This is a genomic window from Wolbachia endosymbiont (group B) of Longitarsus flavicornis (assembly GCF_964028135.1).
In the GTDB taxonomy this organism is placed as follows: Bacteria; Pseudomonadota; Alphaproteobacteria; order Rickettsiales; family Anaplasmataceae; genus Wolbachia.
In genome coordinates this window covers 12524-27827 of sequence record NZ_OZ034758.1, presented here as the reverse complement: position 1 = coordinate 27827, position 15304 = coordinate 12524, and the positions used below count along the sequence as shown (strand labels likewise).

At 34.3% G+C, this 15304-nt stretch carries 17 protein-coding genes; 7 read left to right on the top strand and 10 right to left on the bottom strand.

All coding sequences use genetic code 11. From position 1 onward, the window contains the following. Positions 1–97 precede the first annotated feature (97 nt). The gene (locus ABWU45_RS00150; protein ID WP_353278552.1) at positions 98–1075 is read right to left on the bottom strand and encodes a quinone oxidoreductase family protein; all 978 of its coding nucleotides are present in this window, start codon (positions 1073–1075) and stop codon (positions 98–100) included. 116 nt (positions 1076–1191) lie between these two features. On the opposite strand from ABWU45_RS00150, the gene ABWU45_RS00145 reads away from it, so the two are divergent. Continuing rightward, on the top strand, positions 1192–1644 hold the full coding sequence (locus ABWU45_RS00145) for a hypothetical protein (protein WP_353278550.1): 453 nt from the start codon (positions 1192–1194) through the stop codon (positions 1642–1644). Positions 1645–1941: 297 nt separating this feature from the next. Here ABWU45_RS00145 and ABWU45_RS00140 read toward each other — a convergent pair whose 3' ends face one another. The 3 genes from ABWU45_RS00140 to ABWU45_RS00130 form a co-directional block, all read right to left on the bottom strand. Beyond that, the gene (locus ABWU45_RS00140; protein WP_010407017.1) at positions 1942–2478 is read right to left on the bottom strand and encodes a cytochrome c oxidase assembly protein; all 537 of its coding nucleotides are present in this window, start codon (positions 2476–2478) and stop codon (positions 1942–1944) included. Then, entirely contained in the window at positions 2479–3201 is a 723-nt protein-coding gene (locus ABWU45_RS00135; RefSeq protein WP_007302228.1) for a Bax inhibitor-1/YccA family protein, read from the bottom strand. A 201-nt stretch (positions 3202–3402) separates the two neighbouring features. Then, positions 3403–4590, bottom strand: coding sequence for a cysteine desulfurase family protein (locus ABWU45_RS00130; RefSeq protein ID WP_353278548.1), 1188 nt, complete (start codon positions 4588–4590; stop codon positions 3403–3405). 134 nt (positions 4591–4724) lie between these two features. Between ABWU45_RS00130 and ABWU45_RS00125 the strand changes: the two genes are divergently transcribed. Beyond that, a complete protein-coding gene (locus ABWU45_RS00125; protein ID WP_010407025.1) occupies positions 4725–5423 on the top strand; it encodes an alpha/beta hydrolase in 699 nt (232 codons plus the stop codon). A gap of 246 nt (positions 5424–5669) precedes the next feature. Here ABWU45_RS00125 and ABWU45_RS00120 read toward each other — a convergent pair whose 3' ends face one another. Both ABWU45_RS00120 and ABWU45_RS00115 read right to left on the bottom strand, forming a co-directional pair. Then, the gene (locus ABWU45_RS00120; RefSeq protein WP_353278547.1) at positions 5670–6344 is read right to left on the bottom strand and encodes an ABC transporter ATP-binding protein; all 675 of its coding nucleotides are present in this window, start codon (positions 6342–6344) and stop codon (positions 5670–5672) included. 26 nt (positions 6345–6370) lie between these two features. Then, a complete protein-coding gene (locus tag ABWU45_RS00115) occupies positions 6371–6793 on the bottom strand; it encodes a HesB/IscA family protein (protein ID WP_264336433.1) in 423 nt (140 codons plus the stop codon). 47 nt (positions 6794–6840) lie between these two features. Between ABWU45_RS00115 and ABWU45_RS00110 the strand changes: the two genes are divergently transcribed. Beyond that, complete coding sequence (locus tag ABWU45_RS00110) at positions 6841–8022, top strand: deoxyguanosinetriphosphate triphosphohydrolase (RefSeq protein ID WP_353278545.1); 1182 nt, start codon at positions 6841–6843, stop codon at positions 8020–8022. Further along, the gene (gene ribD, locus ABWU45_RS00105) at positions 8022–9254 is read left to right on the top strand and encodes a bifunctional diaminohydroxyphosphoribosylaminopyrimidine deaminase/5-amino-6-(5-phosphoribosylamino)uracil reductase RibD (RefSeq protein WP_353278543.1); all 1233 of its coding nucleotides are present in this window, start codon (positions 8022–8024) and stop codon (positions 9252–9254) included. The genes ABWU45_RS00110 and ribD overlap by 1 nt, the downstream gene beginning before the upstream one ends. A 60-nt stretch (positions 9255–9314) precedes the next feature. Here the strand turns inward: ribD and ABWU45_RS00100 are convergent, their stop codons facing one another. Together ABWU45_RS00100 and ABWU45_RS00095 are read right to left on the bottom strand one after the other, a co-directional pair. Beyond that, entirely contained in the window at positions 9315–9440 is a 126-nt protein-coding gene (locus tag ABWU45_RS00100; protein WP_353278541.1) for a hypothetical protein, read from the bottom strand. A gap of 86 nt (positions 9441–9526) precedes the next feature. Next, positions 9527–9670 (bottom strand): hypothetical protein, encoded by a 144-nt coding sequence (locus tag ABWU45_RS00095; protein WP_353278539.1) that lies wholly within the window; start codon positions 9668–9670, stop codon positions 9527–9529. Between the two features lie 133 nt (positions 9671–9803). On the opposite strand from ABWU45_RS00095, the gene truB reads away from it, so the two are divergent. The 3 genes from truB to pnp are packed head-to-tail and all read left to right on the top strand — an operon-like array spanning position 9804 to position 13463. After that, positions 9804–10892, top strand: a complete 1089-nt coding sequence (gene truB / locus ABWU45_RS00090; protein WP_353278537.1) for a tRNA pseudouridine(55) synthase TruB — start codon at positions 9804–9806, stop codon at positions 10890–10892. A 7-nt stretch (positions 10893–10899) separates the two neighbouring features. Beyond that, positions 10900–11172, top strand: coding sequence for a 30S ribosomal protein S15 (gene rpsO, locus ABWU45_RS00085; RefSeq protein ID WP_007302237.1), 273 nt, complete (start codon positions 10900–10902; stop codon positions 11170–11172). 14 nt (positions 11173–11186) lie between these two features. Then, positions 11187–13463 carry a polyribonucleotide nucleotidyltransferase gene (pnp, locus tag ABWU45_RS00080; protein WP_353278535.1) on the top strand — a complete coding sequence of 759 codons (2277 nt, stop codon included), beginning with the start codon at positions 11187–11189 and terminating at the stop codon, positions 13461–13463. 100 nt (positions 13464–13563) lie between these two features. On the opposite strand, the gene rpe is transcribed toward pnp, so the two are convergent. Together rpe and ABWU45_RS00070 are read right to left on the bottom strand one after the other, a co-directional pair. Continuing rightward, positions 13564–14244, bottom strand: coding sequence for a ribulose-phosphate 3-epimerase (gene rpe / locus ABWU45_RS00075; RefSeq protein ID WP_265014960.1), 681 nt, complete (start codon positions 14242–14244; stop codon positions 13564–13566). A 154-nt stretch (positions 14245–14398) separates the two neighbouring features. Further along, positions 14399–15235, bottom strand: coding sequence for a hypothetical protein (locus ABWU45_RS00070; RefSeq protein ID WP_353278534.1), 837 nt, complete (start codon positions 15233–15235; stop codon positions 14399–14401). Positions 15236–15304 lie beyond the last annotated feature (69 nt).

The window sequence follows — 15304 nt, the reverse complement described above, 5'->3', positions numbered from 1 at the left end:
CCTGCATCAAATAAACTAACTTGTTATAAGAAAACTAACCATGTGAAATTCTTGTTGATATGACTTAATGAATAATTATTTTAGGTTACTAAGTTATTTAAGAAACTTTGATAATATTTAGCCCACTTACTTTTCTATTTTCCATGTCACGATGAGCCTCTATTATTTCATCAAATTTATATTTTTTATTAATTCGTACAATTAAAAGTTTTTTTCTTATCATTTCAAAAATTTCCATTGCAGTAAGCACTAACGTAAGTCTATTGTGCTTGTAGTGATATATCGAAGTTCCAGCTGCAAATAACGAACGCGAACTAAGTAAAGAGAAATTAATAGGAGCATTACCTGATATCTGCCCATAGGAAACATATATGCCAAACTTACCTAAAGATTCAAAAGAGAGCTTGCTTGTAGCGTAACCTATAGGGTCATACACCGCACCTACTCCTCTATTTTTCGTAATCTCCATGATTTTAGAAACGAAGTCTTTATCATTGTAGTTTATTGCGTATGTGCAGCCACTTTGTAAAGCTATCTTCATTTTTTCGTCAGAGCTTATAGAACCTATCACTACACCTTTTTTATCCTTTGCCCATTGGCATATTATTTGCCCCAAACCACCATTAGCTCCATGAACTAGTACAAAAGCACCAGGCCTGATTCTATAAGATTGATTAACTAAATAGTGAGCTGTCATACCTTTAAACAATACTGCAGCAGCAACTTCATCAGGTATATCATTCGGAATTTTTATCAAATATTTCTGGTGTACAATGCGCTTTTCACAATATGCCCCTGGAGGAGCTGTGCAATATCCAACTCTGTCTCCAACTTTGAATCCATCACTAATTTTTTTACCAAGCTTTTCAACAACTCCTACTGCCTCTACTCCAAGTACTGATGGCAGATCTTTAATTTTGCGTGTACCTTTTCTGTGTTCTAAATCATAACGATTTAAGCCGATAGTTGTATGACGTATTAAGACTTCCTCATCTTTTGGCTCACCTATGCTCTTATCTACAAATTCTAATACTTCTGGCCCCCCAGTTTTTTTAATTTGTATAGCTCTAACCATGATAAATGTAAGACAAAAACTTTAATTATGTTATCTAGCAATTAATATTTTGCAAAATGTTATTTAGAGTTTATACACTACATAAGCGTATTGTTAATAGTTTTGAGGCACAAATTATGACAAACAGAGAAACTTGGCTTTATGGTGTTTTATTCAATGTGTTGTGTGAAGTGGATGAAGATAATGACTTGGATGTTAACAATGTAATAAAAAAAATAAAAGAAAGGTTAGAATATAGAATACAAAAATCAGATAAAAAAAGAGATTATTGTAAATATTTATATACTTCTTGGGAAAAAAAAGGATTTGATATTAATCACCAATTTGACTTTAAAGATTATGATGGCTTTCCAATAGATAGTCTTTTTTCTATTGCCATTAATTATAAACCGTACACTTTAACAAATCTAGCGCAAGTTTTAATAAAAGCAGGGGCTGATGTGCAAAACGAAAAAGGATATTTACATACCTGTGTTTTGACCCATTCTCCGGACATATTAAAGGCTCTCATAAAAGCGGGAGTGAATGTGATAGCCCAGATGAAAACTACAATGGAAACACTGCTTTAGAGTGTGTTGCTGAATTATATTGTAAGGATAAGTCAATTGAACGCAAAAATTGCTGTGAGATTCTAATTAAGCATACATTAGAAAAAAATCCCAACATAGAAATACCAGATTCTGTAAAAAATAATAAGGAGTTGGCTCAATGTTGGAATGCTTGTGAAGCAAATAATGAAGGATGGGAATTAGCAACAACGAACACTGAAACACAAGTAGTCAGTGTGCAAAAAGCAAATAAGAGCTCCTGCTCAATTCAATAGATATATCGTACAACCTTGTCGGATTACAATAGGAAAAGGTTTGTTATTTAAGCTTAAAAAACGTATATGATAGTGTTATTTCACTTAAATCTTTTGTACTATTGTCACGCATTATTTCAGGGTCTACGTAAAAGGATACGGGCATAGCCGCTTTTTGTTTTGGTAGCAGCATTTGCTCTTCAAAACAAAAGCATGCAACTTTATTGAAATATTTACCTGCTTTAAAAGGTGTGACATTATACACTGCCATTCCAAAAGAAGGCTGATCAGATAAATTTTTTGCATAATAAAATACTAAACTTTGTTGCCCTATATTTGTATCGATGTAGTTAGTTTCTGATTTGAATTCCCAAGGCAGACCTGATATTATATCAGCATTAAGGTGAACCCTGATTTTTTGGTCAGTTGCATTTATTGTTGCATTAGTTACTTTTCTCGTTGTGCCACCATATCCAGTAGCTTTACAAAAGATGCTATACAACGGTACTGAAGCATATGCAAGACACAGCATCAATACCACTAAAGATATTAGGAGGAAAACTATAGAACTTTTATTGTTTCCCCTTAAAAAGGAAATCATCTAATCCTTATTGTTGAACAAGTTAAGTAACCTGAGTAAATTGAGGAATATATTGATGAAGTCAAAGTAAAGATTAGTTGCACCAAGTATTGCCAGCTTAGTAGTTGCAACTTCTGAGCCATCATTATATCTATAATAAACATCTTTGATTCTCTGAGCATCGTATGCGGTCATTAAAGTAAACACTATCACTGATACAAACGATATTGCAAAATAGAGAGGACTGCTTCCAAGAAACAGATTAACTATAGATGCAATGATTAACCCCCAGATTCCCATAATCAAAAAAGAACCCATGCTGGTAAGATCTTTTTTTGTAGTATTACCATATAAAGCCATAGAACCAAACATGATCGATGTAATGAAAAATGCTCTCGCTATATTTTCTGCAGTATAAATTATAAAAATATGAGATAAAGAAATTCCCATTAAAACTGAGAATAGAAAAAATACAGTAAGTGTTGACTGAGCACTTAGGTGTTGAAGCCTAAAAGACATATAAAACACCAATGCAACTGGAGATAGCATTACCACAAGCGATAGAACAGGATTGGAATAAATCACCTGGAAAAGACCAGAAAACACTGTTAAAAACGCAACAAGCCCTGTAACACCTAAAGCTAAAGCCATATAATTGTATACTTTAGTTAGGTAACTCCTGAGTCCAGCACTATAATAAACGCCCTGAGAGCGAATATCCTGTTCGTTTTTCATATAAGACATATGTAACTCCTTATTATCTCTTGATGATATATTATAATACAATACAGCGTTTTTATCAAGTATAAAATGACATACTACAATTGAATGGTGTGGTATGCAATTAGAGAATTTCTTCCATAACTATAAGCAAATCGGTTTTCAGCAGCATTTAACTATTATAACAACCTCTGGCAATAGAAATTACTTTCACCATTCCCTCTATCATGATTTAAGGGGAATGGTGAAAGTAGTTTTTGCATTTACTAAAGCATTCTTCTTATAGATACTATACCAACAATCCACTATTTTTTCTATGTCTCGCGGTTTAACCTCCGGACCTATACTGATTCTAATTGAACATTCTGCTTGCTCTTTTGTTGCTCCCATTGCAAGCAAAACATGAGAAGGCCCAACTTTTCCAGAAGAACATGCAGAACCATTGCTGACTGCAATATTATTTAAGTCAAAGCACATGAGCTGCAGATCATTCTTCACTCTCGGCATATAAATGAAACTTGTATTTGGCAATCTTTTAGAATTTCTGCCAAAGATCTTGATATCACTGACAAGACTTAATAACCCATACTCCAATTGATCACGTAGCTTCTCTACTTCATCCATCTTTGATAGAAGATCTGGAATGTTTTGCAATGCAGCAGAAAGACCTACTATTGCAATAATGTTTTCTGTACCACCACGCAATCCTTTTTCTTGCCCACCACCTATTATAGTAGGTTCTATTACAAGCTTTTTGTCAAATATTAAAACTCCACTACCTGCTATACCACCAAATTTGTGAGCAGATAAAGTAAGTAAATCCACTCCTAAATCTTCCATATTTACTTTGATTTTCCCAACACTTTGAGCAGCGTCAGTGTGACAGATTGCCCCGAATTTATGTGCCATTTTAGCTATTTCCTTAACAGGCTGGATAACTCCAGTTTCGTTATTAGCCATCATCACTGAAATTATTACTTTATTCCCTTCAAGTTCGCTTAGAATTTTCTCTAGCTCTAAAAAGTCAACAATACCCTCTTGATTAACGGGTATTATATGTGGATTACATGCAGAATTAAGAATTGAAGGATGCTCTGTAGCTGAAATTACATGCAGATAGCCTTTCATTCCTCTCATGACGAGGTTGTTTGCTTCAGTTGCACCAGACGTAAAAACTATTTCTTTATCATCTGGAATGCTAAGAGCATCACGTACGTTATCTCTTACCTCTTTAAGAATCTTCCTAGCTTCTTGTCCTCTTTTATGCAGAGATGATGGATTTAGTGTTTGTTTTGACAAAATCTCAAGTATACTTTTTTTTACATTTTTACTCACTGGAGCAGTTGCATTATAATCAGCATACACGTAACTACTGTCTTCCAGGGAGAATAAACTCACAGGCTTATTTGTCACTTACCATCAACCAATTATGTATGTTAACTTTAACACGATAAAAATTTATTGCAAAAACAGGGAAATTAATACATAATTAATAAACAATTTACATTATCAATACCTGTCAAAACAGGTTTTTATTAGGAGTTATCATGGTAGAAGTCTTTTTAAATAATTCAACAAAAAAGATAGAAGGTAGATACCATCAAAGCAAAGATACCAATGCACCAGTTGTGCTAATTTTACATCATCACCCTCAATATGGTGGTAGTATGGATAGTAAGATTATACATACTATATATGAATCTTTTATCGATAATAACTTTTCTGCATTGACAATTAATTTTCGTGGTGTCGGAAAATCTACCGGAACTTTTGATAAGGGTATAGGAGAATTAACTGATGCTGCAGTAGCTATTGATTGGCTTCAGGAGCATAACTCTAACAACGTTCCAATTTGGATAGTCGGTTTTTCTTTTGGAGCATGGGTAGCTATGCAGTTGACAATGCGCCGTCCAGAGATAGTAAGTTTTGTTGCCCTTTCTCTTCCAGCAACTAAGTACGATTTCTCTTTTCTCTCTCCTTGCCCAGTTCCTGGACTTATAATACAAAGTAATAATGATACAATTTCAGAAGAAAGCGATGTAACAGAATTAGCACAAAGGTTAATAAATTCGGTAAAAAATAACCATATGGAATACCATATAGTAGACGATACTAACCACTTTTTAAGGGATAAAGAAGAGGAAGTAGCTCAAATTATAGATAATTATATAAAACTACGCTTAAACAGTGCAGTTACTTCCTCCAAAAAAGTTAAAAAAGAGATAAGGGTAAAAGAATATGCCTAACTTTACAAATGAGAGAAATGAACGTATTAATATAAATAAAAAAAGTCTTGTTATGTTTAGGCAATTATTATTTCTCGTTTTAGCAATGTTTATGCTGTCAGGATGCTTTCTAAGTAAACAGCGTAAGTTAAAGAGTCCGTGTATAAAAAATAATGAAAGCATTTCATGCGAATTACACTCTGTTAATGACCATTGGTTAAATAAGTACAAGTTATAGGTAGCTTTGTATTGTACTGTTTCTTCCATTTACAGCTTTACTAATGATCGGTTTTTTAACTGAAAAATGTGATCTGCTTTTTCTGCAAGGATATAGTTGTGTGTTACTATAAGCATAGAGCTGTTATTTTCCTTTACATATGAATGTAACAGCAAAAATACATTCAAAGAATTTGTTGGGTCTAAATTTCCCGTTGGCTCATCTGCAAGTAAAAGCTTTGGAGAGTTTACAATGCTTCTTGCAATTGCAACCCTCTGCCTTTCTCCACCAGAAATTTCAGATACCATACTACTTGCTTTATTTTCCAGACCAAATTTTTCTAATATTGCTTGCGATTTTTTTTTTGCTTCAGCTTTGCTTCTTCTTGCAATAAGCTGAGGAAGCATAACGTTTTCCAACACTGATAACTCTTGTAATAAATAGTGAAATTGATAAACAAAGCTAAGAAAATTTCTTCTTACATGAGTTTTATATTTATTGCTGGCTTGCGTACAATTTACTCCATCTATCGTCACTATACCTAAAGTTGGCTCATCCAATAGACCTGCAATTTGCAATATAGTTGTTTTTCCTGATCCTGAACTACCAATCAATGCAACTACTTGCCCTCTTGTAATCTTCAGGTTGATATCTTTTACAATGGCAGGACTTTTTTTGAAGCTCTTACTTACAGAAGCTAGCTCTAGTGTTACACCACCACCCATATTATAAAAAGATCCAGGAGGGAGAATTAGACCGAGAAACTGTTACCACACCCACATCGAGACTTAGCGAGAGCATTCTTGATTTGAAAACCAGAACCACTTAGATCTTCAGTATAATCTATAGTTGAGTTATTTAAAAATTTCGCTGAACAATTATCAACCATTAATACAGGGTTTCCATTCTCATCATTAATTACTATATCTTTACCTTTTTCACTAAAACTGGAGTGGCTTCTATAATCCTCGCTATCTTCATCATCGTCAAAATCGTCATCCAAAGACATCTTCTTATTTATTTGATCCATAAGAAAATTATACTTGAAGCCAGAGCATCCACCACCTGAAACTGCAACCCGCAAAATAGAACTCTCATCTCCTTCCTGTTCTACAAGGGAGTGGATTTTCCTTAATGCATTGTCAGTTAAGCTAATATTGTAATCTGTTGACATAACAACCACCGTTCATTATTGATAACCTATTATAGTAGAAATTTTACATGTCAAACAATAATTTTCTATTAAGTTACGCGTGCTTTCCAAATAAAACAAAAGGAAGAAATTTTAAAGAGCCAGAAGATGAAAATCGCAGCTGCTTTCAGCGTGATAGGGACCGCATTATTCACTCTAATGCGTTTAGGAAATTAGGATATAAAACACAAGTTTTTATCAATTATGAGCACGACTACTATCGCACTCGGCTTACTCATAGCCTTGAAGTTGCACAAATTGCAAGGTCCATTGCTCGTAGACTTGGCTTAAATGAGGATATCACTGAATGCATAGCGCTCGCACATGATCTTGGTCATCCTCCATTTGGTCACACAGGTGAGAATGCTCTAGTTCAAATTGATAACGAGAAGTATAAGTTTGATCATAACGTTCAAGCTATAAGGATTTTAACTTATCTTGAACAAAAACATGCTGACTTTAATGGTATGAATCTAAGTTGGGAAGTGATTGAAGGCGTTGCAAAGCATAACGGTCCTTTACTCGGTCAAAATACGGTATCCCACACAAATAATCAGCTACTATTAGAATACAATGAAAAATATGATCTAAAGCTTGAAGAATTTTCAAGTCTTGAAGCACAAGTTGCTTCGATTGCTGATGACATTGCTTATAGTGTTCATGATCTTGATGATGCACTCAGGGCAAATTTAGTAATAACCGAAGATTTGCTCGATGTTCCCTTAATTGGCAAAATGTTCAAAGAAGTAAAAAGCGAATATTCAGAATTGGCTCAAAGCAAACTCATACATGAATCACTGAGTAGAACTATAGGAATTATGATAAATGATGTCGTTTTTCAGACTGAAAGAAATATTAAAGACTACAAAATAAAAAGCGTAGAAGATGTAAGGAGCTTAAATAATATGCTAGTCACATTTTCACCAGAAGTTGCAAATGCCACAAAAGAGATGAAAAAGTTCAACATGGAAAAAATATACAGAAGTTATAAACTGACCAGAACAATGAACAAAGCAAAACGTATAGTACAGGAGCTTTTTCAATGCTTTTATGAAAACCCAGGGTTATTACCTATAGAGTGGAACAAACTTGCTTGTGAATCTCAGCGTTCAGTAATAATATGTGATTATATCTCAGGTATGACAGATAGATTTGCCATACACGAGCACAGAAGAATTTTTGATACCTCATACGAAATGACTTCTTTCTAATGACCGATGATTATTTCATGTCGATCGCATTAAAACTTGCAGGAAAAAGTCTTGGAAGTGTTGCACCAAATCCCACTGTTGGATGTGTCATTGTAAAAGACGGCATGGTAATTGGTGAAGGCTACACAGGAATCGGTGGACGTCCACATGCAGAAGTAGTTGCTTTACAAAATGCTAAAGACTTAACTCATGGTGCAACTATGTACGTCACTCTCGAACCATGTTGCCACTTTGGAGTTACAGAACCTTGCACTACGGAAATCATAAGAGCTGGAATAAAAAGGGTAGTGATTGCAACTATCGACCCTGATAGCAGAGTTTCAGGTGGAGGCATAAAAGCTTTAGCAGATGCAGGAATTGAAGTTGAGCAAGGTATTATGCAAGAAGAAGCAGAGAAACTGAATGTTGGCTTTTTTACCACCAAGAAACTCCATAGACCATTCATAGCTTGCAAAATCGCAACAACTCTTGACGGAAAAATCGCAACATTTACAGGTAATAGCAAATGGATAACAAGCGAAGATACAAGAAATTGGGTACATGAGCTCAGAGCAAAATATGATGCAATTATGATTGGCAGTAGTACCCTTATCAATGACGATCCACTCTTAACTTGCAGATTACCAGGACTCGAAGAAAGGTCGCCAATAAGGCTAATTATCGATAGCCAAGCAAAATTGCAGGAAGAGCATAATATTGCAAAGACTGCAGACAAAATAACAACTTGGGTGATTACAAACAGAGAAATAGAGAGAAAAATAAAAAACATTAATTATTTGATAGTCAATTCAAATCACAAACCTCCTGTTATTCCAGATGTTACCCCAACACACTCTCCTGTCATTCCAATGCCTTCTCCTGTCATCCCAGTGCCAAGACCAGAAAACTTCAAGCAATTGCATAATGAAAACTGGTCACGCGCTGGAATGACATCAGAGCCTGACATTATCGATAAAGTCTGCCTCAAAGACATGGCATCAAAACTTGTTTCAGAAATTGGTATAACAAGGTTATTAGTTGAAGGTGGAGGAGTGTTAATTACAGAGTTATTGAAGCACGATTTAATCGATAGGCTGATAATCTGCCGCAATGGTAAAATTTTAGGTAATGATGCCACTCCTTTTATAGGAGATCTAGGGATTCAATCCATAAACAACTGTTACCGATTCAAAAAAACAGAAGTAATAGACTTTGATGAGGATGTAGTTGAAATGTGGGATAGGCTATTGTAACTTTTACACATCCAGATGAAAGGAGAAAAAAAGAGGTAGAAAATCTACCTCCTATATAACCTATTGTGTTCTTTTTTCTTGAAACTTATCTTCAAATATTTTCATAACTTCAGTCTTTTGCAAAATAGTTTTAAGTACTTCTTCATCAATTGTACCTTGAGGTCCTTTTTCACCAATCGCATTCATTTGCTGATATGAAGCATAAGCTGCTGCGGCAAAATATACAGCGGCAATAAATAGAACTGCAATTCCAGCAGGGCTAGCAATAAGCGCTAAAGACGCAGGCCGGCAATTACTTTAGTAGCAATCAATACTGTTGTTATTGCTGCTGCTAAAGATGCAGTTGCAACTGTACTTTCAATACTCATTTTTGTTATATGTACTGTGTTTTTTAGTTTCCGTATATTTGCAGTCATAATCACTTCCTCCTAATTAAGGTTTATAAAAAGTTAATTATATATTGAGAATGCACACTAGTCAAGCATTTGTATTAACAACTTAATATTTTATCTACTTTCTAAATTGTTACTAATTATGTAAGATTGATACATGGTAAATGGCTGGCTGAATCTTGATAAACCAACAGGAATGAGTTCTGCACAAGCTGTAACTCAAATTAAAAGGATTTTTGGAATAAAAAAAGCCGGACATTTGGGAACACTTGATCCTTTGGCTTCAGGTGTATTACCAATCGCTCTTGGTGAAGCAACAAAAACTATACCGTATTTATCTTGTGACTTAAAGGCATACAATTTCACAATCAAATGGGGAAAACAAACAACTACGGATGATTTGGGTGGTGATATCATTAGAACTAGCGATATAAAACCCGAATATAACCAAATAAATTGTGTGATTAAGGATTTTATTGGTGAGATAACACAAACTCCTCCTCAATTTTCAGCAGTGAAAATCAAGGGAGCAAGAGCATATAAATTAGCAAGAAGTGGGCAAAAGGTAAATATAAAGCCCCGGCAAGTCAAAATACATGAACTGAAGCTGATATTCTTGGACACTATAAATAATAGTGCTGATTTTTCTATGACGTGTGGTGGCGGCGTATATGTAAGATCAATTTCAAGAGATCTTGGAATTGAATTAAATTGTTTTGGACATATTACACAATTAAGAAGAACGATGGTAGGTGATTTTAAGGAAAATGAATCAGTGACAATTGAGCAACTTACTAAAAAAAACACAACAACTTACTCTCCCCAGTGCTTGACACTGGATACAAATACTTACAAATCATGTAATGGACAAAAGATTCTAGGAGCATATGTCAAAAACAATGTTCGTGATGAAATAGGCTTGATCCCAGTGTCAAGCACTGGGATGACATCGGAGGATGGGATAACAGAGGGAGGTGGGATGGCAGAAGATGATGTAGTGACAGGAGGTAATACAAAAAGTTTCATCATCCCCATTGAATCGGCTTTAAAATCGATGTTCAAAGTTGAAATTTCCTTAGAGGAAGCGGAGAAAATCAGAAAAGGTCAAGAAATTATATTAAATAACTTGCGTAATTTAAAGAATTATGATATTTTTTGTACGATAGTGGGTAATGTACCTATTGCAATTTGCAGTTTTACTCATGGTTATGTGAAGCCTATTCGTGTTTTTAATATTTTGAAATGAGGTTTAGATGTCAATAACATCCCAAAAGAAAAAAAGTTTGATTAGTACATATGCAATTAAAGAAGATGATACAGGTTCATCTTTTGTACAGTGTGCAATTTTAACCGAGAGAATCAGTAATTTAACTGAGCATTTTAAAGCGCATAAGCATGACCATAATTCTAAGCGCGGTTTACTTATATTGATAGGTAGAAGGCGCAAGCACTTAAATTATATAAAACGTAAATTTGGTAATGAAGCCTATCAAGAGTTAATAGAGAAGTTAGGCATTAGAAAATAATCGAGGAATTTTGTATGTTTGAAATTATAAAAAAATCTATAGATTGGGAGGGGCGTACCTTATCTTTAGAAACTGGGAAAATAGCACGTCAAGCTGATGGTTCAGTAGTTGTAAATTATGGAGATACTTCTATCTTAGTCACTGTTGTACGAAAAAAGAAGGAAGAAAGTGTTGATTTTCTCCCTTTAAATGTGCAGTTTATTGCAAAAAGTTATGCCATGGGTAAGATTCCTGGTGGTTTTTTTAAAAGAGAAGGAAAACCATCTGATAGAGAAACTTTAATTTCAAGAGTAATAGACAGAAGTATAAGGCCGTTATTTCCTGAAGGTTTTCATGATGAAATTAGTGTAGTATGTAATCTGTTAACTTACGATACGGTCAATTCTCCTGAAGTACTAGCATTGATAGGTACCGTCGCAGCTCTTGCAATTTCTGGTGTTCCTTTCCACTTTACTATAGCTGGAGTCATGGTCGGTTGTGATGAAAATAACAATTATATACTCAATCCTTCCGTTCAAGAGATGAAAGCAAGCAACTTGGATCTGTTTTTGTCTGGTGATGAAAATTCGATCTTAATGGTCGAATCGGAAGTCAAAGAGCTCTCTGAAGAAAATGTTTTGAGTGCAATAAAATTCGGCCATGAACATCTTCAACCTGTTATTAAGCTTATAAAAGAATTTGCTGATACAGTAGGCAATAAACCTGAAAGCTTTGCTCCTATTGATATATCAGATATAACTCAAGAACTTGAAAAATATCGAAAAGACTTTGAAGAAGCATATTCAAAAACAGTAAAACAAGAGCGAGTTCAAGCTCTAGAAGTAGTCAGGAATAATATATTGAATACTCTTAAAGAGGCTGGAAAAGACGAAAAGTTAATTACTTATGCAGTAAAAAGCTTTGAAAGATCTTTAGTGCGTGAAATGATTAGAAGGAAAAGTGTGAGGATAGACAGCCGTAAGTATGATGAAATACGCCAGATAGAAATTGAGGCTGACATTCTACCCAAGACTCACGGTTCTGCGCTATTTACAAGGGGTACCACTCAGGCACTAGTTGTTACTGCTCTTGGTACTACACAAGACGAGCAAATTGTGGATGACATTGAAGGGGATAGACGTGAACATTTTATGTTGCATTATAATTTTCCTCCATTTGCTGTTGGAGAGGCTTCTGCTATACGCGCACCAGGAAGGAGAGAAATTGGTCATGGTAAACTTGCTTGGAAAGCAATTCATCCTGTTTTACCTGATAAATCTGAATTTCCTTATACAATAAGGGTAGTATCTGAGATTATGGAATCTGATGGTTCTTCTTCTATGGCAACAGTTTGTGGAACTTCCATTGCATTAATGGATACAGGTGTGCCAATAAAGGCTCCCGTTGCAGGAATTGCTATGGGTCTCATCAAAGACAAAAATGAGCATATAATACTTTCTGATATACTGGGCGATGAAGACTATCTTGGTGATATGGACTTCAAAGTAGCAGGAACTAGCGAAGGGATTACAGCACTGCAGATGGATATGAAAATTCCTGGTATAAGCTTTGAAATTGTTGAAAAATCTTTAGAACAAGCAAAAGTCGGAAGATTACATATCTTAGAAAAAATGAATGCAGTAATTTCAGAACATCGTAAGGATATAAAAGATCATGTACCAAGAGTGTTATCGTTTTATATAGATAAAGATAAAATTTCTGCAGCTATTGGTGCTAAAGGAAAAAATATACGCAGTGTATGTGAAAGAAGTAATGCAAAAATTGAAATAGGGGATGACGGTAAAGTTTCTGTTTTTGCCATTAGTAGTACTGAAGCTGAAGCTGCAAAGAATATGATGATTGATTCAATAACAGAGCTAGAACAAGGTTCTATAATTGATGCTAAAGTTGTAAAGATAGAGAAGTCTATTGTAGAGCTAGAACTTCTTAATGGAAGAAAAGGAAAAATGCATATAAGCGAGGTAGCTAATCAACATGTAGAGTCCATTGAGGATATACTTAAACAGGGTGATACCTTCAAAGCTTTGATAATTGACTTTGAAAAAGGTGGATGTCCAAAATTATCAAGACGTCGTGTTGATCAAGAAACAGGTGAATTTTTTGAAGGTAAGCTTTACAATGAAGAAAGGAGAGATGGTTTAAATAATAGGGATAATTATTATAACAACTCGTTTAATAAAAAACCTGGAGATAATTATCATAGTAATAGACCTACTCGTCCTCGTTCTGGTTTTAGTAATAGAAACAGACCAAAATTTGGTAATAATGACTCATCATCAGGTTTCTATTGAGGTTGAACTTACTTTCTATTATCTCAGTGTCGAAGCACTGAGATAATAGGAATTTTTAAAACTGACAAGATAACAAAAATGGTTTGTGTTATCTGTAGGGTTATAACGAAAGATTTTTAAGATCGTTTATAGCCTTTTTCATGTCTTCAGCTTTAAATATTGCTGATCCAGCAACTAATATATTTGCACCTGCTTTTATTATATCAGCTGCGTTAGAAAAGTTAACTCCACCATCTACTGAAACTTGTGTTTTAAGATTACGGTCCTGTATCATTTTCCTCACGGTAGATATCTTACTCAACTGCGAATGAATAAACTCCTGTCCTCCAAATCCAGGATTGACTGTCATAATTAGTACAATATCTAGCTCATGTATTATATATTCAAGCACGCTTGGAGAAGTTGAAGGAACAATTGAAACTCCAACTTGTATTGTTTTTTTTGTATGATTTATGTCTTTGTATGATTTTATCTTTCTTACTAGCCTCTCAAGATGTATCTCTGCTTCTGCATGTATAGTGATAATATCAGCACCAGCATTTATAAAACTTTCAATATGGTTACCAGGAGATTTAATCATTAAGTGTACATCAAAAGGAAGATTGCTATATTTACGTATCGCAGAGATAACATTCGGACCTATTGTAATATTTGGAACAAAATTTCCATCCATAACGTCTATGTGTATATAATCTACATTCAAGTCGCTAATTCTTTTTACTTCCTCTCCTAATTTTGCAAAGTCTGCTGAAAGTATAGAAGGTGCAATTTTAATACCCATAGACTACTTTTTACCAAAAATAAAAAAAGTAACTTATTTTTTAAACTCTGTCATCCCAATACTATATTAATCCTCATTTAGAAATTTTTGTATCCTTCCAGATGCATGTGCCTTTATTTTTCTCTGCCCATTCATCTGGCCATCTTAATACTTGTTAGACTTCTTTCTTTGCCTCTTCTAAATATTCCAACACAGTTTCATGCAGCGCAGTCCAAGACATTTGCTTTTCCATATTCGGTATAAACTTTTGTTTCCAAGTGTCCTTAAATTCTTGGAACCATTGTTTTTCAAAATTTTGGAAATCAGGTAAAATTTTCGACCTAAACTCATTAATTAAATTCGAAACTTCTATAGCCTTTTCATGTCTTATAGACTTAAAAGACAATATTTCATTCTTTAAAACATCTAGCTTCTCAAATAAATTAAGCTTAAATGGAATATAAAGCGAGGATCTTATATTATACCTTAGATAAGAGTCGTAATATAGCTTAATCTTGTACATGAGCGTAGCAAATGCACTAGAAGAAATATTATTTTCATATTCTGCAAGAGAAGATAATAAACGCTTGTAATCCTCTTCATTCAAAAATGGTGGTTGTAAACTTGATTCAATTTTATTATTAAAAGATGTGAATCTGTTGAAAATATAATTGCCATATTCACTTAAAAATTCAGGCAAAATATCTTCCTGTTCTAATTTTAGAGGCAAGTCTTTTCTAATCTCTTTCGGCAAATGATGCATTGAAAACTGATTAATAACCCACGCAAAATTCTCATCAAACTCATTTGAGTAATCAGCATTATTGTCAGCGTTACCTTCTTTATCATTCCAAGGCAGTATTTTATAAAAAAAATTGTTCAACCTTTTTTTTAATTTCAAAATACTTTCACTCTTATCGCCTACCTTATATAAAACCTCTTCTACTTTTTGTCTTGCGTCTTGAGAACTGATTCTATCACCTATATGCAGTCCAATGCCATTTCTCTCCAATAACTCCCAATCAAACAACTTATGTGGGTCAGGTTTAGTATCCGTTCAGAGGTATGGTAAGGATAAAAA

Coding starts and splice junctions, on each gene's coding strand:
- ABWU45_RS00150 (WP_353278552.1), bottom strand. CDS start 1,075: ATGGTTAGAGCTATACAAATTAAAAAAACTGGGGGGCCAGAAGTATTA.
- ABWU45_RS00145 (WP_353278550.1), top strand. CDS start 1,192: ATGACAAACAGAGAAACTTGGCTTTATGGTGTTTTATTCAATGTGTTG.
- ABWU45_RS00140 (WP_010407017.1), bottom strand. CDS start 2,478: ATGATTTCCTTTTTAAGGGGAAACAATAAAAGTTCTATAGTTTTCCTC.
- ABWU45_RS00135 (WP_007302228.1), bottom strand. CDS start 3,201: ATGTCTTATATGAAAAACGAACAGGATATTCGCTCTCAGGGCGTTTAT.
- ABWU45_RS00125 (WP_010407025.1), top strand. CDS start 4,725: ATGGTAGAAGTCTTTTTAAATAATTCAACAAAAAAGATAGAAGGTAGA.
- ABWU45_RS00120 (WP_353278547.1), bottom strand. CDS start 6,344: ATGGGTGGTGGTGTAACACTAGAGCTAGCTTCTGTAAGTAAGAGCTTC.
- ABWU45_RS00115 (WP_264336433.1), bottom strand. CDS start 6,793: ATGTCAACAGATTACAATATTAGCTTAACTGACAATGCATTAAGGAAA.
- ABWU45_RS00110 (WP_353278545.1), top strand. CDS start 6,841: ATGTCAAACAATAATTTTCTATTAAGTTACGCGTGCTTTCCAAATAAA.
- ribD (WP_353278543.1), top strand. CDS start 8,022: ATGACCGATGATTATTTCATGTCGATCGCATTAAAACTTGCAGGAAAA.
- ABWU45_RS00100 (WP_353278541.1), bottom strand. CDS start 9,440: ATGAATGCGATTGGTGAAAAAGGACCTCAAGGTACAATTGATGAAGAA.
- ABWU45_RS00095 (WP_353278539.1), bottom strand. CDS start 9,670: ATGACTGCAAATATACGGAAACTAAAAAACACAGTACATATAACAAAA.
- truB (WP_353278537.1), top strand. CDS start 9,804: ATGGTAAATGGCTGGCTGAATCTTGATAAACCAACAGGAATGAGTTCT.
- rpsO (WP_007302237.1), top strand. CDS start 10,900: ATGTCAATAACATCCCAAAAGAAAAAAAGTTTGATTAGTACATATGCA.
- pnp (WP_353278535.1), top strand. CDS start 11,187: ATGTTTGAAATTATAAAAAAATCTATAGATTGGGAGGGGCGTACCTTA.
- rpe (WP_265014960.1), bottom strand. CDS start 14,244: ATGGGTATTAAAATTGCACCTTCTATACTTTCAGCAGACTTTGCAAAA.